Annotated in this window: 23 protein-coding genes, 1 riboswitch and 1 other annotated feature; of the genes, 4 read left to right on the top strand and 19 right to left on the bottom strand. The window is 44.5% G+C overall.

What is annotated here, in order from left to right:
* Window positions 1-10: 10 nt before the first annotated feature.
* From AC58PV_RS31785 to AC58PV_RS31725, 13 genes are all read right to left on the bottom strand, one after another.
* Window positions 11-787: an ABC transporter ATP-binding protein gene (locus tag AC58PV_RS31785; protein WP_497436960.1), complete on the bottom strand. Its 777-nt coding sequence runs from the start codon at window positions 785-787 to the stop codon at window positions 11-13.
* Between the two features lie 5 nt (window positions 788-792).
* Entirely contained in the window at window positions 793-1830 is a 1038-nt protein-coding gene (locus tag AC58PV_RS31780) for a FecCD family ABC transporter permease (RefSeq protein ID WP_497436959.1), read from the bottom strand.
* Window positions 1830-2840: an ABC transporter substrate-binding protein gene (locus AC58PV_RS31775; RefSeq protein ID WP_497436957.1), complete on the bottom strand. Its 1011-nt coding sequence runs from the start codon at window positions 2838-2840 to the stop codon at window positions 1830-1832. The genes AC58PV_RS31780 and AC58PV_RS31775 overlap by 1 nt, the downstream gene beginning before the upstream one ends.
* A gap of 303 nt (window positions 2841-3143) precedes the next feature.
* Window positions 3144-3296, bottom strand: a riboswitch (cobalamin riboswitch).
* Between the two features lie 32 nt (window positions 3297-3328).
* Complete coding sequence (locus tag AC58PV_RS31770) at window positions 3329-3856, bottom strand: hypothetical protein (protein ID WP_497436956.1); 528 nt, start codon at window positions 3854-3856, stop codon at window positions 3329-3331.
* A 62-nt stretch (window positions 3857-3918) separates the two neighbouring features.
* The gene (locus AC58PV_RS31765; protein WP_497437030.1) at window positions 3919-4176 is read right to left on the bottom strand and encodes an aspartyl-phosphate phosphatase Spo0E family protein; all 258 of its coding nucleotides are present in this window, start codon (window positions 4174-4176) and stop codon (window positions 3919-3921) included.
* Window positions 4177-4253: 77 nt separating this feature from the next.
* The gene (locus AC58PV_RS31760; protein ID WP_497436955.1) at window positions 4254-5456 is read right to left on the bottom strand and encodes an aminotransferase class I/II-fold pyridoxal phosphate-dependent enzyme; all 1203 of its coding nucleotides are present in this window, start codon (window positions 5454-5456) and stop codon (window positions 4254-4256) included.
* A 14-nt stretch (window positions 5457-5470) separates the two neighbouring features.
* Window positions 5471-5962, bottom strand: a complete 492-nt coding sequence (locus AC58PV_RS31755) for an Lrp/AsnC family transcriptional regulator (protein WP_068666149.1) — start codon at window positions 5960-5962, stop codon at window positions 5471-5473.
* A 198-nt stretch (window positions 5963-6160) separates the two neighbouring features.
* Window positions 6161-7081: a cysteine synthase A gene (gene cysK, locus AC58PV_RS31750; protein WP_497436953.1), complete on the bottom strand. Its 921-nt coding sequence runs from the start codon at window positions 7079-7081 to the stop codon at window positions 6161-6163.
* Between the two features lie 61 nt (window positions 7082-7142).
* The gene (locus AC58PV_RS31745; protein ID WP_497436952.1) at window positions 7143-8387 is read right to left on the bottom strand and encodes an MFS transporter; all 1245 of its coding nucleotides are present in this window, start codon (window positions 8385-8387) and stop codon (window positions 7143-7145) included.
* A gap of 124 nt (window positions 8388-8511) precedes the next feature.
* Window positions 8512-9012 carry a hypothetical protein gene (locus AC58PV_RS31740; protein WP_056609397.1) on the bottom strand — a complete coding sequence of 167 codons (501 nt, stop codon included), beginning with the start codon at window positions 9010-9012 and terminating at the stop codon, window positions 8512-8514.
* 227 nt (window positions 9013-9239) lie between these two features.
* On the bottom strand, window positions 9240-9659 hold the full coding sequence (locus tag AC58PV_RS31735; RefSeq protein WP_068666158.1) for a DUF350 domain-containing protein: 420 nt from the start codon (window positions 9657-9659) through the stop codon (window positions 9240-9242).
* A 119-nt stretch (window positions 9660-9778) separates the two neighbouring features.
* Entirely contained in the window at window positions 9779-10459 is a 681-nt protein-coding gene (locus AC58PV_RS31730) for a PspA/IM30 family protein (RefSeq protein ID WP_068666160.1), read from the bottom strand.
* A 92-nt stretch (window positions 10460-10551) separates the two neighbouring features.
* Complete coding sequence (locus AC58PV_RS31725; protein WP_497436949.1) at window positions 10552-12912, bottom strand: endonuclease MutS2; 2361 nt, start codon at window positions 12910-12912, stop codon at window positions 10552-10554.
* Window positions 12913-13152: 240 nt separating this feature from the next.
* On the opposite strand from AC58PV_RS31725, the gene AC58PV_RS31720 reads away from it, so the two are divergent.
* Together AC58PV_RS31720 and AC58PV_RS31715 are read left to right on the top strand one after the other, a co-directional pair.
* Window positions 13153-13521 (top strand): phage holin family protein, encoded by a 369-nt coding sequence (locus tag AC58PV_RS31720; RefSeq protein WP_497436948.1) that lies wholly within the window; start codon window positions 13153-13155, stop codon window positions 13519-13521.
* A gap of 174 nt (window positions 13522-13695) precedes the next feature.
* Window positions 13696-14133, top strand: coding sequence for a cupredoxin domain-containing protein (locus tag AC58PV_RS31715; protein ID WP_497436946.1), 438 nt, complete (start codon window positions 13696-13698; stop codon window positions 14131-14133).
* Between the two features lie 72 nt (window positions 14134-14205).
* Here the strand turns inward: AC58PV_RS31715 and AC58PV_RS31710 are convergent, their stop codons facing one another.
* The 5 genes from AC58PV_RS31710 to pheS all read right to left on the bottom strand — a co-directional run bounded on the left by AC58PV_RS31710 (window position 14206) and on the right by pheS (window position 21607).
* Window positions 14206-14823 carry a transposase family protein gene (locus tag AC58PV_RS31710; RefSeq protein ID WP_497436945.1) on the bottom strand — a complete coding sequence of 206 codons (618 nt, stop codon included), beginning with the start codon at window positions 14821-14823 and terminating at the stop codon, window positions 14206-14208.
* Window positions 14824-15196: 373 nt separating this feature from the next.
* Window positions 15197-15751, bottom strand: coding sequence for a CvpA family protein (locus AC58PV_RS31705; RefSeq protein ID WP_497436944.1), 555 nt, complete (start codon window positions 15749-15751; stop codon window positions 15197-15199).
* 6 nt (window positions 15752-15757) lie between these two features.
* On the bottom strand, window positions 15758-17959 hold the full coding sequence (locus AC58PV_RS31700) for a hypothetical protein (RefSeq protein WP_497436942.1): 2202 nt from the start codon (window positions 17957-17959) through the stop codon (window positions 15758-15760).
* Window positions 17960-18053: 94 nt separating this feature from the next.
* Window positions 18054-20546, bottom strand: a complete 2493-nt coding sequence (pheT, locus tag AC58PV_RS31695) for a phenylalanine--tRNA ligase subunit beta (protein WP_497436941.1) — start codon at window positions 20544-20546, stop codon at window positions 18054-18056.
* Between the two features lie 26 nt (window positions 20547-20572).
* On the bottom strand, window positions 20573-21607 hold the full coding sequence (pheS, locus tag AC58PV_RS31690) for a phenylalanine--tRNA ligase subunit alpha (RefSeq protein WP_497436940.1): 1035 nt from the start codon (window positions 21605-21607) through the stop codon (window positions 20573-20575).
* A 70-nt stretch (window positions 21608-21677) separates the two neighbouring features.
* Window positions 21678-21933, bottom strand: a binding site (T-box leader).
* Between the two features lie 206 nt (window positions 21934-22139).
* Here pheS and AC58PV_RS31685 point away from each other — a divergent pair.
* Together AC58PV_RS31685 and AC58PV_RS31680 are read left to right on the top strand one after the other, a co-directional pair.
* Complete coding sequence (locus AC58PV_RS31685; RefSeq protein ID WP_497436938.1) at window positions 22140-22568, top strand: MarR family winged helix-turn-helix transcriptional regulator; 429 nt, start codon at window positions 22140-22142, stop codon at window positions 22566-22568.
* Between the two features lie 27 nt (window positions 22569-22595).
* The gene (locus AC58PV_RS31680; protein ID WP_497436936.1) at window positions 22596-24254 is read left to right on the top strand and encodes an MDR family MFS transporter; all 1659 of its coding nucleotides are present in this window, start codon (window positions 22596-22598) and stop codon (window positions 24252-24254) included.
* Window positions 24255-24308: 54 nt separating this feature from the next.
* Here AC58PV_RS31680 and lepB read toward each other — a convergent pair whose 3' ends face one another.
* On the bottom strand, window positions 24309-24839 hold the full coding sequence (lepB, locus tag AC58PV_RS31675) for a signal peptidase I (protein WP_497436934.1): 531 nt from the start codon (window positions 24837-24839) through the stop codon (window positions 24309-24311).
* Window positions 24840-25039: the final 200 nt, after the last annotated feature.

Raw genomic sequence — 25039 nt, 5'->3', positions numbered from 1 at the left:
CGAACCCAATTTATTTCCCAGGTTGTAACAAAATTTGCGGTACTTCACTAACCGGATGCTTCAGCACAATCGGCTCTGTTCCGTATACGTCAGCTATTTGTGTACTCGTAATAATTTCTGCCGGTGTTCCGATTGCGACGACTCGTCCTTCATGAACGATCATCAATCTCGTGCAATACTGCGCTGCCAGATTCAGGTCATGTAAAACCGCAATCACCGTCAATTCCGACTCCTGCTGCCAAGAACGAATGTAATCCATCATCTGTATCTGATATCCAATATCAAGAAAAGTTGTCGGCTCATCGAGCATGAGCAAGCTTGGTTGCTGTGCCATCACTTTGGCTAGTGCAACGCGTTGACGTTCTCCACCACTCAGACGCTCAATCGTTCGATCAACGAGCCCGTCTAACTCAAGCTTTGTAATAATGGCATCAATAAGACCCTCTGATTCCGCCGAATCTTCTCCAAGCCAATTTTGGAACGGATAGCGCCCCATCTCCACGACTTCACGAACCGTGAAGCCAACCGGGGGCAAAGCATCTTGCTGAAGGACCGCGAGCCATTTAGCAAGCTCTTTGCGCGAATACGAAGATATCGGGTTTCCGTTTACACGCACTTTCCCATGCATCACAGGATCCATGCCTGAGAGAAGTCGAAGCAGGGTAGATTTGCCGCTGCCATTTGGACCAATGATCCCAAAAAACTCTCCCTGCCCAACCTCAAAGCTCATATTATTCAGCACTTGTTGCTCTCGAAAGCTCTGATAAAGCCCCTCGACTCCAATCATCGTAATCAACCTCTCAACGTTTTCTTATCTTTATGGAGTAGATAGGCAAAAAATGGCGCACCCAGAAACGCCGTAACCACGCCGAGAGGAATTTCCGTAGGACTCAGGATTGTTCGGGCCAATGTATCTGCCCATAACACATAAATCCCGCCTCCGATCGCCGATAAAGGAATAATTAAGCGATAATCCGGCCCCACCAACAGCCGTACTAAATGCGGCACAATTAATCCTACAAAGCCAATAACCCCCGCCACAGACACAGCCGCCGCCGTGATCAAAGTGGAAGCAATCAATACGATCAGTTTCGTACGCTCGACATGAACTCCGAGATGCGCAGCTTGGCGCTCTCCTAGTACCAGTAGATTCAACGATCTCGCATAGCTTAGCAGAATCACGATCCCTATTACGAGATAGGGTAAAATCATATACGTATATGACCATCCGCGCATCGATAGACTACCCATTAGCCAGAAAAGAATTTCATTAATCGTTTGATTCGATATCGCGACTAGAAACGATACAAACGCACCTAAAAATGCTTGCATGACAACACCGGATAGGATCAACGTTTCCATCTTCAACTTCCCATCAATCATGGCCAGCCTCAAGACTAAGAATAAGGAAATAAGGCCAGTTGCGAAAGCTACAATAGGGATCGACCATTGCCCGAACCAGGCGAATTGCAGCCCGAAATAAATAAGAAATGCTGCACCAACAGATGCTCCTGAAGATACACCGAGAGAGTAGGGGTCGGCTAGCGGATTGCGCAAAACGCCTTGAAATCCAGCGCCAGCTATGGAAAGTACGGCTCCTACAAGTATACCTAATAACAAGCGAGGGATTCTTACTTTATTGATGATCTGTTCCGAAGATTGCGGCCAGTTCACTTCAATGTGACTACCTATCCAAGGAAGATGCTTCGCCAGTATCCCCACAATATGTGTAATAGGGAGTTGAGCCGACCCAATGGATAAACTCACCACAATAGAAAGAAGAAGGAGTATAACTCCCACTCCTCCCCCAAGCATTAATTTTCTTTTCATTATTTCACCAATTCAGGATAGATTCCTTTCGCTATTTCCAGCAGCCCCTCCGTCAATCTAGGACCCGGACGGCTTACGGAATTCTGGTCAAGACCGACCACGCGTTTATTTTTCACCGCATCAATGGCATCCCAGCCTCCGCGTGAACGAATAATTTCCTCTAGCGGCTTTTTACTTTTAAAATCGACAATACCATTGGCGAATAAGATGACATTCGGATTTTGCTGAATGATCTTCTCTTCACTGATCTCATACCAGCCAGCTTTATCCGCAGCCACGTTAATCCCCCCAGATAGGGTAATCAACTCATCCATGAACACGCCGCTTCCCACGGTCCAACCTGGTGCAAACTCGATGTATACTTTTTTCTTGTTCTCCTGCTTCACGTCTTTCACGGCATCAACAACCTTCTGACGATCCGCTTTCATTTTGGCAACGACTTTTTCGGCTTGTTCTTGATGATCCGTAATTTGTCCGAATGTAAGAATATTGTTCATAGCATCATCTAACGTTTTGGGATCAACTTTGAATACGTTAATATTCACCTTACGTAGGTTCTCAACAGTTGTAGCATCCATGGAAACACCCGTGAAGACAACATTCGCATTCGTAGCTATGACAGCCTCCGTGTTTGGCTTCGTAATGCTGCCTAGCTTGGGCTTCGATTTGGCGCTATCTGGATAATCATCAAAATCCGACACTCCGACAATATTTGCTTCGAGTCCAATCGCAAACAGCGTTTCTGTCTCTGATGGTGACACGGAAGCAATTCGCTCTGGCGCTTTGTCGAATGTGAACTCTTTACCTGTCGCATCTTTGACTTTCAACGGATAGGTCGTTTTCTTCGCAGTTACTGGAGCTGCCGATGCTACTGGAGCCTTCGTCCCCGCACCACCTAATTTCGATGGATCTGTAATTTCCGTTTCCTTCTTCGCACATGCAGCTAACGAAATCGCGGTAGCAACCGCTAATGTAAGAATAAGTCCTCTTTTGAAATTGCTCTGTTTCATCACTTAAACCCTCTTTTCATTATTTTGGCTCTATAGCCAAGGGAGAATAACTGGATTTTCTACATCTAATTTTACTCAACATGTACCATTTGACGATTTTCACCTGAAATAACAGGAGATAATCCAGTTAATCATTCCCACTTGGCCAAGAGCCCTGTGGTTGGCGCCGAAGCGTGTGTTCACTTTCCAAATAAAAAATCCCCTTTGTTCACTAGGAACGAAGGAGACGATAAATCGCGGTATTGGGCAGCTCACATTCAATCGCTGCTTCCTGATTTAACGCGATCCTTTTCCTCGAAGGATGTTGTATCGGCACGATAGGCAGGTATCCTGACTCTCCAGACTTTCGCAAGACTGAATTACAGTGGCGGGACCGTGCCGGATTTGAACCGGCTTCCCCTTAACTAGTAAGGTTCCAATTGGAAATCTACTAGTACCTATAGTTGCATATTATACGTTCAAGCTATTTGTCGATTCAAGTTGCGCTCTTATTTCTGTGCAATAATTTGGAGAACTTTCATAGCCTCGTCCATTTTCGGAGCATTCTGAGGAATGAAAGCGAATAATCCTTTACCTTCAAAGCCTTGTTCTTTCATCCATTTATTCCCATTAAGTGGAATGCCATACAAGTGCTTCTCCGCGGCCTTACCTTCTTCTTTGATCTCGATAACCCCATCTGGATAATCCTTAGGATTGATGACGTTATCCAATGAGACAAATCCCGCCTGATTGCTCAAACCTTTGAACTGTTCTTCTCCCAAGATGAAGATGCCATTACCACCAGCAGCAAGCTCAACAATCATTTTTTCCAATGAAAAAATTGGAGATGTATTCAGCTTCACAGTAGGAACTTCGCCTACCTTGGATTTCAAAGATACTTCCAATTTCTCCGCTGCTTCACTCGGAAACCCGTTAGGTCCCATCATAAATACGGATACATCTGCCTTCGGTCCGCCACAAGCTGTAAGCATCAAAATCATTCCCAGCATAACAACGAATAACCATTTTGCTTTCATGTGTATGTAATTCCCTCCGTCAATACTCTCTCTTTGTCGGTAGTCGTCAGAAAAGTCGGTTTTCACCGACTTTTCTTTCCTGCTGTCATATATTCGTTTATTTTGTGGTCCAACATCGTACTTAGTTCAACAACCGCATCAGATGTCATTTCTTGACCTTCCATGACCATCTGTTCCATTTTACGCCTCAACGAATGAATCTCTTCTTCAAGTAGAGCTAGGGAATTTTGCTTCTTGGCATTTCTGGTCAGCCAGCGCTGTCCGAAATCTTGCTCTCGAATTTGAAATTGCTTCTGAAAGTTAGTAAGCTGATATTCCATAAAAGCCACGCTCATCCCTCCTTACTCTTAGAATACCAGTTTTCGTCTCCTATGAACATATGAATTTATAAAGAATATTATAATTTCCTCAAGAAATTACCGATTCTCTCTAAGGCTTCATTCAGTTGGGAAACACTATAAGCGTAAGAGCATCGTAGAAAGCCTTCGCCACCTAATCCAAACACATCGCCCGGCACAGCTGCAACCTTAGATTCGTACAATAAACGTTGCGCGAATTCATCAGATGTTAATCCTGTAGCCACGATACTTGGGAACGCATAGAAAGCACCTTGCGGTTCATGACATTCTAGTCCGACTTCACGGAAGCCTTTGACAATCAATCTTCTCCGTTGATTATAGGACTCAATCATCCGATCTTTCTCTTCCAGTCCATTCGTCAACGCTTCATGTGCAGCGACTTGCCCCATAACTGGTGCGCACATCACCGTGTATTGGTGAATTTTAGTCATAGCGGAAATCAACTCTCTGTGACCACAAGCATACCCCATCCGCCATCCAGTCATTGCGAAAGCTTTAGAGAATCCACTAACAAGGATCGTCCGATCCTGCATCCCAGGCACTGCTGCGAAGCTCACGTGTTTCTGACCGTACGTCAATTCTGCATAAATTTCATCGGAAATAACGATCAGATCATGCTCTTCTACAACTTTAGCAATCGGCAGCCAATCTTCGTAGCTCATGATACCGCCCGTTGGATTGCTTGGGTAGCACAGAATGAGAACTTTGGAACGTGGCGTAATCGCATCGCGAAGTGCCTTTTCAGTCAGCTTGAATTGGTCCTTCGCAAATGTTTCGATCCCCACTGGCACACCACCACTTATAGCCGTGATTGGTGAGTACGAAATATAACAAGGCTCAGGAATTAGAATCTCATCCCCAGGTGTAATCAGGGAACGCAGCGCTAAATCAATAGCTTCACTGCCGCCTACCGTGACGAGCACCTCGTTCGTAGGCTCATATTTCACTTTAAAAGAAGTATACAAATAGTTCGCAATCGCTTCGCGAAGCTCAGGAATACCGGAGTTTGGCGTATATTTCGTTCTGCCCCGCTCCAATGAATGTACAGCAGCTTCACGAACGTGCCATGGTGTCGAAAAGTCAGGTTCACCAACGCCCAAGGAGATAATGTCCTCTTTACTATTGCTTACGAGATCAAAAAACTTCCGAATCCCCGACGGCTTCATTTCACGCACCGCAGGAGCCAGATAGTCTTTCATTGATTTTTTGCTAGATTGCATTGTAGTCTCATCCTTAATCATAGCGCTACCTCTCCTTATGGTGAAACAAGCATACGGTGATCATCTTCCTGATCTTCGAAAATAATGCCGTCTTGTTTATATTTTTTCAAAATAAAATTCGTTTTCGTAGAAAGCACACGGTCGATGGGCGATAACTTGTTGGAAACAAATGAAGCCACCTGTTTAAGTGAGTTCCCTTCAATCTCCACGAGCAAATCATACGCGCCTGACATGAGATAAACCGATTTGACTTCCGGATATAAGTAGATCCGTTCCGCAATCGCATCAAACCCGCGTCCGCGTTCCGGTGTAATTTGAACTTCAATCAGGGCGGTAACCTTTTCGTCAGCTACTTTACTCCAGTTTACGACTGTCGCATATTTGACGATGACCTTATCCGCTTCCATCTCGCTTATCGCTCGCGCAACTTCGGCCTCCGCCGTTCCTAACATGGTGGCGATCAGATCCGCGCTCCTGCGGGCGTCTTCCTTTAGTAAATCGAGAATTTTAAGCTTCAAAGTATCCATGGTTAAACCTACCTTTCTGAGATATGTTTCATTCATCCATTCATCTTACAATGAATTGCTGTCCTAATTCAATTGTTGATCGTGAAAGAATGGCAGAATATTTAACTATATTCGAAAATTCCACTTTGACGGCATAATAAAAAGCCACTGGATAACCATCCAAGCAGCTCATACGTCTAAATTCACCTCATACAAGGTTTAAAACAAATCCATACTTAAATATCGCTCACCTGTATCTGGCGCAATACATAGTACTCGTTTCCCTGCTCCGAGCTTTCTTGCCACCTGCATGCCCGTCCATACGGAGGCCCCAGCCGAAGGACCGACAAGAATACCTTCCTTGCTTGCCAAATCCTTCATCGTTTGGATGGCATCCTCATCCGCCACTTGCACAATCTCATCGTAGACACTTGTGTTCAGAATGGCTGGTACGAAGCCAGGACTTGTCCCTACTAGCTTGTGCGGACCAGGGCTTCCACCAGAGAGGACAGGTGACCCTTTCGGCTCTACCACATAAATTTGGATATTTGGCAAATGTTCACGGAGTACCTCCCCCGTTCCCGTAATCGTACCTCCTGTACCCGAGGTTGCAACGAATGCATCTAACCGCCCCTCCATCTGTTGTAAAATTTCAGGAGCTGTCGTCACTCGGTGAATACTTGGATTCGCCGGGTTCTCAAACTGCTGCGGGATAAAGCTGCCAGGTATTTGATCCCTTAGCTCCACAGCCTTCGCAATGGCACCAGGCATCCGCAGCGCGGCTGGAGTTAGAACGACTTCGGCGCCGTAGGCTTTCAGGATATTAATGCGTTCCTTGCTCATGTTATCTGGCATAATCAAAATGGCCTTATATCCCTTGGCCGCTGCGTTCATCGCAAGTCCTATTCCCGTATTTCCGCTAGTCGGTTCAATAATCGTGGCTCCTGGCTTAAGTTGCCCTGACTTCTCCGCCTGATCGATAAGATTCCAAGCAGCTCGGTCCTTCACGCTTCCGCTCGGATTGAAATACTCCAATTTCACATACAGCTCCGCTGCTTCCGGCTCCAACAAGCGATTTACCCGCACCGCGGGGGTATCTCCAATCAGTTCTGTGATGCTATTCACCATTTTTGGCGGCATTGTGCCCCCTCCTCATCTCATACTCATGTATTCACATTTTCATGCGGAAACCTAACCTTTGTCAAGACTTGGCTGCAGGCAACTGGTTTCTGATGAATACCCATGAGAAGAAAGTTGAGCTTCCGATGACGAGTAATAACACATTGATGACTAACGGCTCTTTACTCCATGAAATGACACATATGAATAGAAGTACGCCGCACACACGCCCTACATTCAACGATAACTCACGCAGAACAATGTACTCTTCCCGTTGTTTGGCACTTTCATCATCGGATCCAATCAAATCAAACACTGCGGACACCATTGGAATCGAGTACATTGGGAAAAAGAGTGCAGAACCAATTCCGAATATCAGCAAGGTGCCGAACGACATTTTCCAGAAAAATGGCAATATCACAAGAACAACCATCACTGATCCAATAAACATACTCCTTTTACGAAAAGAAGGACGAATGAAGCGCCCTGTTGCCCAGAAGCTAACTAACGCTACGGATGAAGTAATTAGAGCGAAATTACCTAAACTTGCTTCACTTGACGTCGATATGTACACAAGCAACCCAATCATGAAGCCAAACACACCCTCACGCACGCCCTGAAAAAGTAAAGCTAGACTCACTCTCTTCCATGGCGTTTGAGGTTGCCTAAGAATTCGTAGAGGCAACAGCCATTCGTAGGTGCCACTCAATTTCCTCTTCTTCAGAAAAAAACTAATAACAACGCCCAATAGAAATATCCCTAGCGAGATGGAGAAAATAAGGCGGTATCCTGCTCCATCCCCCAATGTAACGATGAGCAGACCAGAAATCCAAGGAGCAATGATGCCAGCACCTGCGCCTAATAGGCCAACCCAACCGTTAAAACGATCTCGATTATCCGGATCTGTCACCTCAAAGTAAACGACGTTGAACGCTATCCAGAACAGACCTACAGAAATCCCTTGGACCATACCCAACCAAACAAAATTATGAACGCTGCTTGTTCCCATCCATAGAACCAACATGTAGAAACAGGCAGATATCGATACACCAATACGCAAGCAATTCATCTTATTGTGCTCTTTCACCCACTTGCCAGCCAACCAGAAGGTAATAGCCATTGTCAAATGAGTCGTTAAGGTGAACCAGCCGATTAATGTAAAATCGTTTTTGGCTTTCCACAAGTAAACGCCGACAAACGTACCAGACAGAGCATTCGCCCCGCCGAATAGCGCATGCACCACTAGCAATAGGATGGCTTGGGCATCCAACTTCCCTTTGCTACTCACATTTGTAAGTTTCGTTTGTTTTGTTTGATTCGTTTGCATACTCCTCCTCCTAACTTAAACCGAGTATAGGCTTTTGTTAACCTTCCCCTTTGGAGTGAAAATATGAGGCACATGTACGCAAAAAAACCGAGTCCACGAAGACTCGGTTCTACTTCCAAGGATCTTATTCTGATTTGATTCGTTCAACCATCAGTAAGCGATCTGTATCTGAGAGCACTTTCTCAACGCGGAAACAGGATGGACACACGTAAACATCCGTCGTGAACGGGCCTGTTAAGAACGCGCTCCCCAACGTTTTGGGAATCGTAGGTGTGAAGGAAGCTCCACTTGTCACTTCAGTTCCAGCAAGCAGCAAGAATTCATGACAGCTTGAGCACTCAGGTGCTTCTTCCTGCTCATCTGTTAATTGTTGGACCTTCTCGCCATATTTATCGAGTGGCTCATCAGAATCATCCCAAGCCAATGATAAGTCCTCATCGGATTCCGCATATTCCTGCTCATTGAAACGAAGCTTCTGTCCTGTCTGCTTAACCTTCAGATCAATGCTGCGGTAATCATTCAATTCATTGAAACAATGTGGGCACTCATCCTCAGGCCCAATTTCGGGATCCCAAACAATTTCGGTTTGGCACCACGGACATACGACTTCTTCATTACTGCTCATTGCGAAATCCTCCAGCTAATTGCATCTATGCATATTTCCATACATAATAAACCCCTGCCGCTACAAACACAAGCGCAATAGCAAACAAGGTTCCCCACAGGTATTTCATTGTTCAAGCCTCCAAGATTATGCAAAATAAACGACTAACCGTACTTCAAGGACGGTGCGTTTATCAAGAAATATAGCCGATTTATTATGTAAAACAATAAATACTATATTTTATGATACTAAGTTACACATGCTCCAACCACATAGGATAAGGAGACAGACAACGTTAAGGATAAGAAACCTACTGCACGATTATCATTCTTGATTTCCTCATCAATTTTGAAATAAGGCGTTAGGAACTCAAAAATAAAGTAGGCAACCAATAACAGTACAAAGCCAAAGCCGGCCCAAATAAGTGAATGCATCATGGTGTCATTGTTTAAGATGGCGAAACGGAATAAGTTGCAAATCCCAAAAATTTTCCCACCAGTTGCCATAGCGACCGATAGATTCCCTTTTTTAATTTCAGCCCAATCATCATACTTTGTAACCATTTCGAAGATGGTAAGGAAAACAACAAGCGCGACCACTGCTACAGCAAAAAAAGCAAGCGTTGCTAAATACGGATTACTTAACAAGACATCCACCTCTTCGTTCATATCATCTCCTGCCTTCCTTTACACAAGTAGAGAGACTCTAAACGAAATCCCCTATTCCCTATATATGGTAGTAGAGACTGAGTATGACTCAGTCTCTCGCAGGTACAACTAGTATAACATTAGGATTGTTTTTTTTCAGCAAGCTTTGCTCTCATTGCTGCCAATTCATCATCGATTCCGCTGCTGCTTGCACCTAAACTGTCTAGTTCATCGTCCAAGCTGCGGTTTTTAGCGCGAATTTCTCCACTCGCTTGTGCTTCAGCTTCCATTTGCAGTACTTTTTCACTCATACGATCGAAACCTTTAGCGGCATTATCTGTACCAAACCCAGACATAGCTTGGTTGATTTGTTTTTGTGCTTTTGCTGTTTCAGCGCGAGCAATCAACAAATCCTTTTTGTTTTTCATTTTCGTGAACTCGTCTTTCATCTCAGTCAATTGTGCACGAAGTTGATCTGCATTTGTTTTGGCCAAATCATATTGACGTTTCAGTTCATCATAACGACCTTGATGCTCTTTCTTATCTTCCAAGGCGCGGCGAGCTAAATCTTCATTCCCTGCTTCAAGAGCTTTCATCGCCTGCTCTGTACGTTTTGTTACCATCTCTTCAGACTCTTCAACTTGCAACTTGAACTTCTTCTCGATTGCAATTTGCTTCGCTACTGCGGATTCTGCTTCCAAAATATCTTCTTCCATATCACGTAAAAACTGATTTAACATTTTGACAGGATCTTCTGCCTTATCCAATAAATCATTGATTGAAGCCATAGTCATATCACGAAGTCTTTTGAAAATTCCCATCTAAAATTCCTCCTAAGGTTTCATACTCTTTTATATCTATTTCATACGCATTACGGAAGAATGAGTTTCAAAAAGGATTAAATATTTATCAGTTATTTCAATTCGACAACCGTAACCCCAGCTCCGCCTTCATTGTAATTGCCCATGCGATAACTTTTCACGTGTCTGTGACGACGCAAATATTCTTGCATACCCGTTCTTAGCACACCAGTGCCCTTACCATGAATGAGATACACTTGGCCAAAATTACTCAAGAAGGATTCATCTAAGAACCGATCTGCCTCAATTAAAGCCTCTTCCATATTCATGCCGCGCATATCCAATTCCATTTTGACATTATCATCGCGAGTTCGCTTCAGCGTCGTAGCCACTTTCTGTGGTTGCTTCGACTGTGGCGCATTGCCGGTTTTCTCAAGGTTGGATATCTGAACTTTCATTTTCATAATACCCAATTGAACATTGGCTTCGGTTGTTCCCACGAGCTCAACAACGTGTCCTTTTTGGCCTAATGAGATAACCCGGACTTCATCCCCCGCTTCAATTCGCTCAGGGCGTTTCTTCAAAGCACGTACTTGCTTGTTGCGTAGTTCCGGTGTCGCTTGATCCAGACGTCGCTTCGCCTCAACAAGCTTGTGGTCCTTGACCCCGCCAGCTTCTTCCAAAGCCATGCGGCGTAGATCCGCGATAACTTCATCAGCTTCGCGGCGAGCTTTGACTACAGCTTCACGTGCATCGCGTTCCGCTTTCTCAAGCAGCTTGTCACGTTGCTCGTCAAACTTGAGTTGCTGAGCCTCCAGCGATTTGCGCATGGCCTCAGCTTCTTTCCGCATCTCTTCCGCAGCATAGCGCTCAGATTCTGCGATCAGACGATTCTCCTCGAGGGATGCAATCATCGACTCAACGCGCTGATCTTCCTCTCCGACCTGCGTGCGTGCATGTTCAATAATGCGACGCGATAAACCAAGTCGCTCAGCGATAGCAAATGCATTACTTCGACCAGGGACACCAACTAACAAACGATATGTCGGGCTAAGCGTCTGGATATCAAACTCCATGCTCGCGTTAATCGTACCTTGTTTTTGATAAGCATATGCCTTCAATTCGGAATAATGCGTTGTTGCAATGATGCGGCAGCCAATTTGGTGAATATAATCCAAAATCGAAATCGCCAGTGCAGAACCTTCCGCAGGGTCCGTACCTGCGCCTAGCTCATCCAGCAATACTAAGCTTTTCGGTGTCATATCACGTAAAATGCTAATAATATTCGTCATATGACTGGAGAACGTACTTAAATTCTGCTCAATACTTTGTTCATCGCCGATATCCGCATAGATGGCATCAAATACACAAAGCTGCGTGCCTTCTTCAGCGGGCACAAATAGGCCGGACATCGCCATGAGACTCAGAAGACCTACGGTTTTAAGTGACACCGTCTTACCACCGGTATTCGGGCCTGTGACGATGATTTGTGAGTAGTCATTGCCCAACTCCAGATCAAGCGGCACGACGGCATCCGCCGCGATTAACGGGTGTCTTCCCCTTTTAATCTTGATGAAGCCTCGGTCATTCAACCTTGGCATCGTAGCCTTTAATTCTCTAGCTAAACCAGCTTTGGCAAACGTAAAATCCAATTCTGCCAGGAGATCCACATCCAAAACAAGCACTTCCACTTGTTCAGCAACTAGTTCTGTCAATGCCCGCAAAATTTTCTCGATCTCAGCTTCTTCTTTAAATTTGAGTTCTCGAATTTTATTATTTAATTGCACAATAGCATCAGGTTCGATATATAGCGTTGCACCTGATGCTGACTGGTCATGAATCATACCACCGAAGCTAGAACGATACTCCGATTTCACAGGAATAACGAAACGGTCATTCCGAATCGTAATGAGCACATCCTGCAGCATCTTCTGGACAGAAGAATTACGAATCATTTGTTCCAGTCGTTCGCGCACTCTTCCTTCACCCGTGCGAAGCTCACTTCGAACACGCCCTAATTCAGGGCTTGCTCCATCAACAACCACTGCATTTTCATCGATGCAGCTATTGATTTTATCTTCAAGTTGTTTATTTTCTGTCAACAACTCCACTTGTTCCTTTAACATGGGAATCGCATATTCCTCATGGACCGCAAGAACAAAACGCTTTAATCTGCGCGATCCAAACATCGTAGTTGAAATTTCCAGCAACTCTGTTGGATTCAGCATGCCACCAATTCTAGCTCGATGCAGAGGCGCACGAATATCTCGGATGCCACCGAAAGGTGCATTGCCTTTTAAGCGCTCTACATTAACCGCCTCATCAGTAGCTTGTAAGCGAAGCTTAACAAGTTCGAAATCCCCCTTAGGCTCCAGCTTCTCCGCTGTTTCTTTACCTAATGAAGTCGAAGCATGATGAGCTACTTTATGTAAAATCTTCTGATATTCTAATGTTTTTATTATTTTCGGATTCAATGTTCCAACCTCTTTTCTCTAAGCTATATTATAAACCAAATAGATCCTGATTAGCTACGGAGACAATGATTATATGGAAGATACTGCCCCGCAATATTATTACAAAGTTGGTTACACTAAATTGTGCATCTAATCCTTTGCCAAAAGGTATTGCAAAACATCACAATCAAAGAATTCTGCTCAAAAAATCGCTTCTTGTCAATGGTGACATTCCATGACAGAAAGAAGGAGGTTCACGACATGCATCTTCTTGGACATCTGGTAAGGTTTATTGTTTCAGCTTTGGTTTTAATGTTTGTAAGCTGGTTAGTTCCAGGGTTCTCAGTCGGCGGATTTTGGAGTGCCTTTTTCTTGGCACTCGTCATCGCAATCGCGGCTTGGATCATTGAAGGAGTCTTCGGCAAACAAATCACTCCTTTTGGCAGAGGTATCGTAGGTTTTATAGTGAGCGCGTTAGTCATTTGGGCCGCTCAATTTATTGTGACCAATGTATCTACGAGCATGATAGGTGCCATTTTAGCTGCTTTAGTCATTGGGATCATCGACCTATTCATTCCTGTAAAAACCCCTTTCGAACAAGGGCTAACAGGCAGAGAAGATCGTCGTTAAACTTATCAGTTTCCATAACTGATAGCTAAAGCAAAGCCCAAAAAAAGATCGGCCTGCAGCGTTCTCAATCGCCGGGCCGATCTTTTCTATGTAGTTTCACTAGTTTGTCACTGTAATTTGGTAATAGGTCGTGTACAATAATGAGGATATCATTATGTATACGGAGGGGTACCCATGAAAAAACTTACAATTCTTATGATGGGACTAGCAGTAATTATTGCCATCACAGCATGTGGAAACAAAGACTCCAAAACAACAGCAACGCCAGCAGCAACTACACAAACTACTACAGCGCCAGGCGCAACGTCTGCAGCTTCACCAGCCGCTACTACGAAAGCTGCATCCGGTGGTCAACAAGTTGTATTAAAAGCTACAAATTTTGAGTTTGACAAAACCGAGTACCGCATCAAAAAAGGAGAGTCCGTTACAATTACACTGGACAATTCTCAAGGTATTCACGGAGCATCCATTAAAGAGTTTAACATTAACCTCAACAATGGTAATAAATCCGTTACCTTCACACCAGACAAAGCAGGATCATTCCCGATTACATGTTCCATCATGTGCGGATCTGGTCACGCGAATATGAAAACGACACTTATCGTTGAATAATAAATTTTTAAACAATAAAACCCAAGCAATGAAACCTTTTCACGACTCTGTGTTAAGGTTTTTTCTTTATTGTCAGTTGACTTGAAAATACCTTAAAAAATGCGGATATAAGAACACGGATAAGCACGCATGCATCCATTTTCTAAACATATCTTGTTCTGCGTATTTTACATTTCTAGAATTCTTAAAAAGAAACCTCGCTACAACACTCGTATTCCTCTTAATTCGCACACTTTTCCCTTCGCTCTTTTGTTGCTCCATGCTGCCTGCTTCAGGCTCCTCATTTAGTTTCTCTATCTTATACTTCCCCATACGAGCGTATTGCTTGTGTAAAGCTAATTGAATTTTTTCAAGCATCAACTTAGCAGTCCGATAATTCACACCAAGCAAACTTGCAAACGCTGGAATCGAATAAATCAACTCATCTTGAATCAACAATCGAATGGCTTTGAACCAGAGTAATAAAGGTAACTTCGATTTGTGCATAACCGTACCAGCAGTAATAGATATTTGAGTCCGACACTCCTTACATTCCAGTAAGCTGCGTGTCCTAACTTTATAAAAAGAATGATGATCACATCTTGGACAAGAGAACCCATTTGCCCAGCGACTGGTCATTAAGAACTGCTCACACTCTTCCTCTGATTGAAATGCGTGATCTATTAAATTTATTAGATGCATTTCCATCATCAGATCCACCCCATTAACAGAACTTGTGTTCCTATATCTATATTATATAGAACATTTGTTTCCATGTAAAGAAAAAAATGTTTATTTGGCAAATTACTTTCTGAGTTTTTCCTTTTCTGAGGTAACTACAATTCTTGCAGTCCTCTTAATTGAGATGATAAAGCTGATGTTACATATTGAGAGAAATGAGAGTAACCCTTAACTTGTAGATACCTCAGAAAAAGGTTTTTGCGGCATAGTTGCCCGGCTAATCCCCGTGCTGTCTTACTTCTTCTTCCCTCTTTCCCCCTTTACCCTTCGCACTTTTCTCTTTCTTCTCTTCTCCTGCAAAACAAATAGAAACTACCGCTTTTTTTTCAAAAGGCAGTAGTTTCTATAAGGAGATTCCTTGTTTCCACAGGTCATGAAGTTTTCCGGCAACTTGCGGCAGCTCGTTAATCAAATAAGGAGCGATAGATGAGCTTGCTAGAAGCTTCTGGGGGCCATCTGATGGGATGATAGTCATCACGTTAACAGCAATTACAATGATGAGCAGCCCTTCCGCTAAACCTAGCAACGCGCCGCTCCAACGGTTAATGGTACTTAGTCCTGGGGTTTTGGCAAGGAGGTTCAAAGCTCTGCCTATAATCAATAGTGCAAGTTTCACACCAAAAAACAGGAGAGTAAAGGCAATGGCATTTAGAATATAGGTATCTAAATTGAGTCCTTTTACGATGAATTCGTATTTTTCATAATTTTGATAGGTTGGCAGCGAGATCGCACTTTTGAGGAACGGAGCTAGATCCTTGTAAAAATAAAAGGCAACTAGATAGGCTAGGATCATACCCGAAATAGAAACGATTTGAGAGATAAATCCTCTAAAGTAGCCAATCAACAGTCCTAAAGCAATGACCGACAGTAAGACGTAATCAAGAAGGTTCACTGTCACTTAAGTCTACCCAACTGGACTATCAGCTTCTACAAGCTCAATCCATTCGTTGTATTCGATTTGAAGCTTAGCATATTCTTCACGCAATTTACGATATTCCTCTTTGACCGCATGAAGTTCTTCTTGTTGCGCTTCGTCGTTCATACTTAACTGTAGAAGTTCTTCCTTTTCCTGTTGAGCTTGCATCCAAATAAGTTCTTTTTCTTCTTCAAACTTTTGTGCCCGTGTTTCACGTTCTTCCTGCATTTGTGTAAGTAATTCTTCAATCTGACCTTGGAAATGTTGAATGATCGCAGTCTTCTGCTCCTCAAGCTGCTGTTGGAACAATGCTTGTTGTTTATGATAGCGACCTTGTAGATCACCTTTTGCCTCTTCAAATCGGCGTGCTTTAGCTTCTTCTTCTTCCTGATATAACGATGTGAGTGAGTCGATGTCTTCTTTATGAGCGCTAGCCGCTACTTCCAACTCAGCTTGATGCTTCTGTTTAAGCACATGAATTTCCGCATGGTGACCACGCACGATGGCTGCTATTTCATTATGATTTTTTGTATTGTTCGATGTTAATTCATCCTGATGCTGCCTTGAGAGCAATACCATGTCGTTGTGATGGCTCTCAGTAAGTGCATTCAACTCATTTTGGTGCAGTTCCGAGATGGTTTGCAGCTCATTTTGATGGTTCTCAGAAATTACACTTAGTTCGATATGGTGTTGATTGGTGAGAGCAGCAATCTCATTCTGATGATTTTCTGTCAACGATGCAATTTCGAAATGGTGCTCATCCACTTGGCTTGCTAGTTCACTTTGCAGTTTATCCGTAATTGCAGTTAACTCCGATTGGTATTCTTCTGAAATGGTTTCGATTTCAGTGAGATGACTATCAGAAATAGCTACTAATTCTGCTTGATGATCTTCTGTCATAAGTGCGATTACTTGCTGATGCTCTTCCTTCAAGACTGCAATTGCTGCTCGTTGTTCTTCCTTCAAAGCCGCGATTGCTTCTTGTTTTTCTTCCTGCAAGATCGCGATTGCAAATTGATGTTCCTCTGCCAAAATCGCTATTGCTGCCTCATGACCATCTGTCAGCGTCCCAACTGCTGATTGATGCTCTTGTCTCAAAGACGCAAGTTGAGACTCATGTTCGCGCGTCATGGAAGCTTGTAATTCCTGATGTTGAAGGGTTATGGATTTGATTTGTGCTTGGTACTGCTTATGGATAACGTCGATATCCGATCCACTTTGTTTAGAGAGTAATGCCAATGCTTCTTGGTGCTGAAGTTCTGCGTTTTCTTTATCTTGTTCATGTAGCTGGATAAGTGATTGTTTCTCTTCCTGCAGTTGTTGTTGCAGGGATTCATTTTCTAAGCGATGTGCGTCTGCGATGGCGGCCAACTCAACTTTATGCTCTTCCGCTAATTGCTTAAGTTGTTCCGATTTATTTAGCTGCGCTTGCTCAAGCTGTTGCTTGCTTTGTTGATGGAGCTGCTTTTCTTGCTCAAGTTGTTGTTTAACTTGTAAGCTTTGGCGTTTCTCCTGATCAAGCTGTTGCTTGATTTGCTCTATCTGTTTATGAACTTGCTCTTGTTGTTGTTTCGCTTGATCATTCTGCTGTTTCGTTTGGTCTAGCTGTTGTTTGGCTTGGTCTAACTGTTGTTTCGTTTGATCACTCTGTTGTTTGGCTTGAACCTGCTGTTGCTTCGCTTGTTCGATTTGTTGTCTTGCTTGCTCTAGCTGTTGTTTCCCGAGCTCATACTTTTGTTTCATTTGCAGCATTTGCTGAGTCGATTGTTCTTGTTCTTGTTTTATTTTAAGTATTTCTTGTTTATGTTGTTTTTCAAGTTCTGGTATTTGATCCAGTTTCCCATTAAGCTCGGCAAGCGTGGCTTGGTTCTTGTCATCTTCTTGCTTTAACTCGTGATACCGTGTTGTGAGCTTCTCGTAGGCGATTTTCGTCGCTTCCTGCTCTTTTTGGACTTTGCTAAGCTCTTCCAAGATTTCATTCATTCGGAAGCACTCATCCGCCATGTTTACTGCGGCTAAAACAGCGATTCTTTGTGAATCTAAACGAGGGTACCCTTTGGCAATACGGAACATTTGGTCATTCACATATTCAGCGACCCGCTTCATATGATTCGTGCTTGTATCTGCTTTGAGCTTATATTGGTGTCCATATATATCAACAGTAATTCTTGTTTTATCTTCTATAGTCAATTTGAAATCCTCCCTTAAGATGAAAGGCTGGTCTTATCGAGAATAATTTCGATAAGACCAGCCTATATTCCTGCAACCTATAAGGAAAGTTACACTATTTTCTTAACTCTGCCTCAAATTGTTGTTCGAGTGTTGCCACAACTTTGGCGTGGAGTTCAGTTACTTCTTCATCCAGCAAAGTTCTGTCCCCATGACGGTATACAAGTGCGATTGCTACGCTCTTACGATTAGTGCCAAGACGCTCTCCTGTATAGATGTCAAACACTTGGATTGACTCCAACAATTCCCCTGCAACTTCAGAAATCGCTTGTTCCATAAGTCCAACTGGGACACTTGTATTCACCACAACCGCTATGTCACGTCCGATAGACGGATAACGAGGTAACAGCTTGTAAACAATCTCTTCTCCAGCCGCTTCCAAGATAGGTGCTAGTTCAACTTCAAGCACATAGGTGTCATCCAGATCACGTTGTTGTTGCGCAGTCGGATGTAGTTGACCTACGCGACCAATGGCTTTAGGACCTTCTGCGGAAGGAAGTACGATTTCAGCTGTACGACCTGGGTGGAAACCTTCAGGTGCTACTGATGTATATGTCAGACCTTTAATCCCAAGGTATCCAACTAAACGATCGAAAATCCCTTTGATGTCGTAGAAATCAACTGCCTCTGATTTCTGAGCCCAGTGAGCTTGGCGACGTTTGCCAGTCAGCACGATGGACAGTAACAGCTTTTCTTGCGGCAGAGCCGTAAGTGCTGATTCGTCAGTAATGAAAGCTTTGCCGATTTCAAAAATGGCGACGTCATCCATCGTACGATTGCGATTATAGCTAACAACATCAAGCAAATGCGGCACTAAGCTAGTACGCAGCTGGCTGCGGTCTTCGCTCATTGGCATCGCAAGTGAAATTGGCTTCGCAGTTGGGAACAGACCTGGAATAGCATCTACTTGCACTTGTGCATTCACTTCAGCACCTGTAGCACCGTGTGAACGTGGGTTAGTGAAGGAATACGTAATCACTTCATTCAATCCGCTTTGGGTCAAGATGTTCCGTGTAATCCGTCGAATCGATTGCTCTTTGGAAAGCGACCCTGGCGTAGTCACGCCGGTCATCAAGGTCGTCGGGATGTTATCGTAGCCGAAGAGACGTGCTACTTCTTCGATCAAATCGACATCACGCGTAATGTCTCCGCGGCGGCTCGGCACATGCACGAGCAGCTTGCCTTCGCCAGCTTGCTCGAATGTGAAATGCAAGCGCGAAAGGATTTGCCCCATCTCGGCCAAGGAAAGCGCTGTGCCGAGATAGTTGTTCACGCGGTCAGCGCCAAGCTCAATGCTGACCGACTTGTGCGTTCCGCTAGCGGCTTCTACGATGCCGTCAGCGACTTGCCCGCCTGCGTATTGCGCAATCAGCGCAGCAGCACGGTTCAATGCCGGAATCACCGATTCCGGGTTCACTTCTTTCTCGAAGCGAAGGCTCGCTTCCGAGCGAAGACCTAACTGGCGCGATGTGCGGCGCACAGAACTGCCAGCGAACTTCGCGGATTCAAGCAGGATCCGCGAAGTTCCTTCCGTCACTTCGGAGTTGGCTCCGCCCATAACTCCAGCAATTGCCACAGGCTTCGTGCCGTCCGTCACGAGAAGCATGTGCGGCTCTAGCGTACGTTCCACATCGTCAAGTGTAACGAGCTTCTCGCCAGCTTCAGCGAGCCGTACGTCGATGTGTCCGTTATTCAGCTGCTCCGCGTCGAACGCGTGAAGCGGCTGGCCGTACTCCAACATCACGAAATTCGTGATGTCGACGATATTGTTGATGGGGCGGATGCCCGCAGCCATCAAGCGGTTCTGGATCCACAGCGGGGAAGTGCCCACGCGCACGCCTTCGATCAGGCGAGCGGCATAGTGCGTGCACTGTTCCGTCGCTGTGATCTTCACGCTGATGCGGTCCGCAGCCTTCACGCCGGCAGTGCCTGCCGCTCGAAGTGCCGCTTCCGCATCAGGCAGCTTCACTTCGCGGCCAAGGATCGCCGCGATTTCGTAAGCCGCTCCGAGCATGCTTAAGCAATCGGAACGATTCGGCGTCAAGTCAAGATCCATGACTTTGTCGCTGATCGCCAATACATCAAGAATGGATTGGCCAATTTCCGTATCTTCAGGCAATACCAAAATGCCTTCTTGAATTTCTTTTGGCAGCAATTTGTCGTTAAGCCCTAGCTCTTTCGCGGAACAAATCATGCCTTGTGATTCCACGCCGCGCAGCTTAGCACGTTTGATTTCCAGTCCGCCCGGAAGGACTGCACCGATCATCGCGACAGGAACTTTTTGTCCAGCATCAATATTTTTGGCACCACACACGATTTGCAAGTCTTCCCCTTGCCCTGCATCGATCACGCAAACGCTTAGTTTGTCGGCATCAGGGTGCTTTTCACGTGATTTTACAAACCCAACAACAACGTTAGATACACCTTTATTACGATCCTCCACGATATCCACTTCGATACCGCTGCGGGTTAACTTTTCAGCTAATTCTTCGGCTGTGAAGCCTGTTACGTCAACATATTCCGATAACCATTGATAAGAAACTTTCATGCTTGTTACCCTCCTTTTCCTATTGTTTATACATGTAAAAATTGCTTTAAGAAACGCAAATCATTCGTATAGAAATGGCGAATATCTTCGATGCCGTATTTCAACATAGCGATACGTTCAACGCCCATACCGAAAGCGAATCCCGTATATTCCTTCGGATCATAGCCACCCATTTCAAGAACTCGCGGATGTACCATCCCTGCTCCAAGAATCTCCAACCAGCCTGTTTGCTTACATGTACGGCAACCTTCGCCGCCACACATCGCACAGCTGACATCGACTTCAACACTCGGCTCTGTGAAAGGGAAGAAACTTGGACGCATCCGAATTTTGGTTGCTGGTCCATACATTTCTTGTACGAATTGAAGCAATGTCCCTTTGAGATCACTCATCCGCACGTTGCGGTCAATAACCAATCCTTCAATTTGCTGGAACATATGAGAGTGAGTCGCATCGTCGTCATCGCGGCGGTATACTTTGCCTGGGCAAATGATCTTGATCGGAACTTCACCTTTGCGCTTCTCCATTGTTCTTACTTGAACAGGGGATGTTTGCGTACGCATCAAGATTTCTTCTGTGACGTAGAACGAATCCTGCATATCACGAGCCGGGTGATCCTTGGGCAAATTCAACGCTTCGAAGTTGTAATAATCTTGTTCAACCTCCGGTCCTTCTGCTACGGTGTAGCCCATCCCAATGAAAATGTCTTCAATTTCTTGAATAACTTTGCTCAAAGGATGTACAGCGCCTTGCGTTGAAGGACGCCCTGGCAACGTAACGTCGATCATTTCAGCACGTAGTCTGTTCTCTGTTTCTTGCTTCGTGTACGCTGCTTGTTTCTTTTCAATAACAGCTTCAATCGCTGCACGCACATCATTTGCTACTTGACCAATGACTGGTCTTTCTTCTGCACTAAGTGCGCCCATGCCGCGAAGAACTTCGGTTAAAGGCCCTTTTTTACCCAAATATTTCACTCTTAAATCGTTCAGCTCCTGCTGACTTCCTACACCGCTTAGCTCCAGCAATGCTTCTTGCTTCAAAGCTTCTAACCGCTCTTTCATTGAAATCCCTCCCGAATTAGGCCTCTGAATCGCCATTTATAACAACACAAAAAAGACTTCCCGCTCCCTCGCAAGGGACGAAAAGCCGTGGTACCACCCTAATTAGAATCGTCATAGTCCGGTTGACAAATAAACGAATCTCACTTCATTCCAGATAACGGACGATGTGTCCGGTTCCCTCTACTGAGAAGCTTGGTTAAGCCTTCTGTTCAAAGGACTGCTCGGGAGCGAACTTCCACAGCCTGATTCTCGGGGCCAGCTCTCAATCATCGGCTTTCCCTCCCTGTCAAGAAGCACTGCGTACTCTTCTCCGTCAAAGCATTTCCACGTATATGTACCAGTAATTATATGCAAGATACAAAGGATATGCAAGTATATCACACCTTGGTTTTCTGAAATTTTCAGAAATACCCTATTGACTTCATACCTTAAGGGGTCTATATTTTACTTAAACAGTTTAAATATTATTTAATTTAATTATTATATTGTTTAATTATTAGAGTATTCTAACAATTCGAAGGGAGGTTATGACTTGGAAGATGAATTGACTGATTATACCAATCGCTTCCGCACAGCATTTGAGATGGCGCATCGCAAATTAGCCCATTCTGTCATTTCCGAGATCGATTCCGAGCTAACGCCACGGCATTTATTCATGTTAGCGATGATTTCAAAAGAAAAATCACCGAAACAATCACAACTTGCCGAGAAATTAGGCGTGAAGCCGAGTGCAATAACCGTCATGATTGATCGTCTCGTTCAAAGCGGCCATGTTGTTCGCAAGCACCATGAGACTGATCGACGCATCGTACTCGTTGAGAATACAGCCAAAGGAGATGCCATTCTTGCAGAGGCCACGGAAATTCAAAAGAAAGTGATTTCGCGCGGATTATCACAGCTCCCACCAGATGAGCTTCGCATTTTCGTAAATGCATTCGAAAAATTTACTTCATTTTATTAATTTTATTACATCAAAGGAGTGACACAGATGGAAAATATTCAAAAAGCAGCGCCTAAGGACATCTCCGAAGCCTCTGCACCGGAACTCAAAAATCGCGGCCTCTTGCTCACCGGCTTGATTATCGCCATGCTTTTCGGAGCGTTGGACGGTACGATCGTGGGAACAGCTATGCCGCGTATCGTCGGTGAATTCGGCGGACTCGGACTTATGACATGGTTAACGACAGCTTACATGCTGACATCAACCGTTGTCGTGCCTATCGCGGGTAAATTAGCCGATCTTATCGGCCGCCGTGTCATTTATGTCACAGGACTTATCATCTTTATCGTCGCTTCCGCGCTTTGCGGGATGTCTCAGAACATGACAGAACTTATCCTATTCCGCGGTCTACAAGGTCTCGGCGGTGGTATCATGATGCCAATGGCTATGATCATCATCGGGGATTTATTTACAGGTAAGCAGCGTGCCAAATGGCAAGGCGTTTTCGGGGCAATCTTCGGTTTATCCTCCGTTATCGGACCGCAAGTTGGGGGCTGGATCGTAGATGCTTGGGACTGGCGTTGGGTGTTCTACATTAACTTGCCAGTTGGTATTTTGGCTGTTATTCTAATCGCAATTGCGTTACCCAAACATAAATCAGTTGGCAAAGTTAAATTCGATATTCCAGGTATTATTACAATGATCGTCGGTGTTGTGAGCTTGCTTCTTGCCCTTACGTTTGGCGGTAGTGAATACGCTTGGGGCTCTTGGCAAATTATTGGGCTATTCGTCCTTGCGGTAGCCTCCTTAACTGCTTTCATATTTATTGAAAGTAGAGCTGAAGAACCAATTCTTCCCGTTCGTTTATTCAAAAATAGAACCTTCTCCACCATTAATGGAGTAGGCTTCTTGATGGCTGTGGGTATGTTCGGCGCCATTATGTTCGTGCCTTTATTCATGCAAGGCATCGTAGGGATTAGCGCATCTGCATCCGGAACCGTCATGACACCGCTGATGATTACGATGATTATTGCCAGTGTCGTTTCAGGTCAGTTCATTGCTAAAGTCGGCGTTCGCAAGCAAATGCTGATCGGGATGATCGTCATGGCTGTTGGCTTCTTGTTCCTCGGTACAATGGGCATTTCAACAACGAAATTGATTGCTTCCAGCTATATGATTCTGCTCGGCTTAGGCATGGGTCTTGTTATGCCCATTCTGACACTAGCCTTGCAAGAAAGCTTCCCGAAATCGGAACTCGGCGTTGTTACTTCTTCAAGCCAATTCTTCCGTCAAATCGGCGGTACATTCGGGATGACTATTCTCGGAGCGATTATGAACCATAAATCAACGGTTTTGCTAGAGAGAGACTTAGAGCCTGTTATTAAACAGTTGCCCGCGGAAGCGAGTGAACTGGCGAATTCGATGACAGATATGATTCATTCGAACCCGCAAGCTCTGTATTCATCCCTGCTCGTGCCAGAATCCTTAGCTAAAATGCCGAAAGAATTCGTAGAGCATATGGTTCCTTTGCTTAAAAATGCGCTGGTTTCGTCTTTGCATCAAGTATTTACGTACGGCTTAGTCTTTGTACTACTAGGTGCAGTGCTTTCGCTATTCGTCGGGAACATCAAGCTCTCCGAGCGTAAGAAGAAAAACGAAGGCGACGGCGAAGACGAGAACCAAGTTTCCCCTAACCTTGCTCATTAAAGAAAAAGCTCCCTTCCTCAAATGAGGTTGGGAGCTTTTCACCTTTTTAACTTATTAATCCACGGTACCTATCTGACTAAAAGGAAAAATGCGAAACACAACTTTGCCGATAATATCCTTCTCTGCTACAAAAGGGGTCGCTGGCCACAAGTGAGAATCGTAGCTGTCATTGCGATTATCGCCAAGGAAGAAATACTTCCCTTCCGGCACGGTGACCTGATGAAAGATATAGGTCATTGGTGCTTGAAGATAAGGCTCGTCTACCTTCGCTCCGTTCCTGTACAAGGCACCCTCTTTGACCTCAATCGTATCGCCAGGCAGGCCAATCAGGCGCTTCACATAGCGATCTTCATTTCCCTCAATTGGCGGCCAAAACACCACGATATCCCCGAACTCGAAGTCGGTTAATGGTTTCATTTTTTCAACAATCAGCTCGTCTTGTAATTGAATCGTAGGCAGCATGGATCCCGTTGGAACAGTCATCGCTTGGGCAACATACGTATTAACAACAAGCGCAATGATAATAGCAAACGCTATAGTAGGCACCCATTCTTTCAATAGGCTTAGCACATATTTCTTAATCACAAGAACCAACATCCTCTCCGCTTAAATTATTCCTCTTTACACCGTAACCCATTTATGAAATTCTTACATTAAGTTGAGATAAACTTTTATCAAAGTCATTTAATCGAGGATGTTTACGAAAATAAAACTAATGCGATCGCGTATGGTAAAATAAAATGTTGGTGTATAATCAATTTGGATACCCTAAAAAGGAGAGTGCA

This window comes from Paenibacillus sp. J22FR83 (assembly GCF_059691955.1).
The sequence above is the reverse complement of the archived record's forward strand: the minus strand, read 5'-3'. Positions and strand labels throughout refer to the sequence as shown.

Coding starts and splice junctions, on each gene's coding strand:
- AC58PV_RS31680 (WP_497436936.1), top strand. CDS start 22,596: ATGGAAAATATTCAAAAAGCAGCGCCTAAGGACATCTCCGAAGCCTCT.
- AC58PV_RS31780 (WP_497436959.1), bottom strand. CDS start 1,830: ATGAAAAGAAAATTAATGCTTGGGGGAGGAGTGGGAGTTATACTCCTT.
- AC58PV_RS31755 (WP_068666149.1), bottom strand. CDS start 5,962: ATGGATACTTTGAAGCTTAAAATTCTCGATTTACTAAAGGAAGACGCC.
- AC58PV_RS31740 (WP_056609397.1), bottom strand. CDS start 9,012: ATGAGCAGTAATGAAGAAGTCGTATGTCCGTGGTGCCAAACCGAAATT.
- AC58PV_RS31760 (WP_497436955.1), bottom strand. CDS start 5,456: ATGATTAAGGATGAGACTACAATGCAATCTAGCAAAAAATCAATGAAA.
- AC58PV_RS31710 (WP_497436945.1), bottom strand. CDS start 14,823: ATGATGGAAATGCATCTAATAAATTTAATAGATCACGCATTTCAATCA.
- pheS (WP_497436940.1), bottom strand. CDS start 21,607: ATGAAAGAGCGGTTAGAAGCTTTGAAGCAAGAAGCATTGCTGGAGCTA.
- AC58PV_RS31720 (WP_497436948.1), top strand. CDS start 13,153: ATGCATCTTCTTGGACATCTGGTAAGGTTTATTGTTTCAGCTTTGGTT.
- cysK (WP_497436953.1), bottom strand. CDS start 7,081: ATGCCGCCAAAAATGGTGAATAGCATCACAGAACTGATTGGAGATACC.
- AC58PV_RS31785 (WP_497436960.1), bottom strand. CDS start 787: ATGATTGGAGTCGAGGGGCTTTATCAGAGCTTTCGAGAGCAACAAGTG.
- AC58PV_RS31775 (WP_497436957.1), bottom strand. CDS start 2,840: ATGAAACAGAGCAATTTCAAAAGAGGACTTATTCTTACATTAGCGGTT.
- AC58PV_RS31765 (WP_497437030.1), bottom strand. CDS start 4,176: ATGGAATATCAGCTTACTAACTTTCAGAAGCAATTTCAAATTCGAGAG.
- pheT (WP_497436941.1), bottom strand. CDS start 20,546: ATGAAAGTTTCTTATCAATGGTTATCGGAATATGTTGACGTAACAGGC.
- AC58PV_RS31770 (WP_497436956.1), bottom strand. CDS start 3,856: ATGAAAGCAAAATGGTTATTCGTTGTTATGCTGGGAATGATTTTGATG.
- AC58PV_RS31745 (WP_497436952.1), bottom strand. CDS start 8,387: ATGCAAACGAATCAAACAAAACAAACGAAACTTACAAATGTGAGTAGC.
- AC58PV_RS31715 (WP_497436946.1), top strand. CDS start 13,696: ATGAAAAAACTTACAATTCTTATGATGGGACTAGCAGTAATTATTGCC.
- AC58PV_RS31730 (WP_068666160.1), bottom strand. CDS start 10,459: ATGGGAATTTTCAAAAGACTTCGTGATATGACTATGGCTTCAATCAAT.
- AC58PV_RS31735 (WP_068666158.1), bottom strand. CDS start 9,659: ATGAACGAAGAGGTGGATGTCTTGTTAAGTAATCCGTATTTAGCAACG.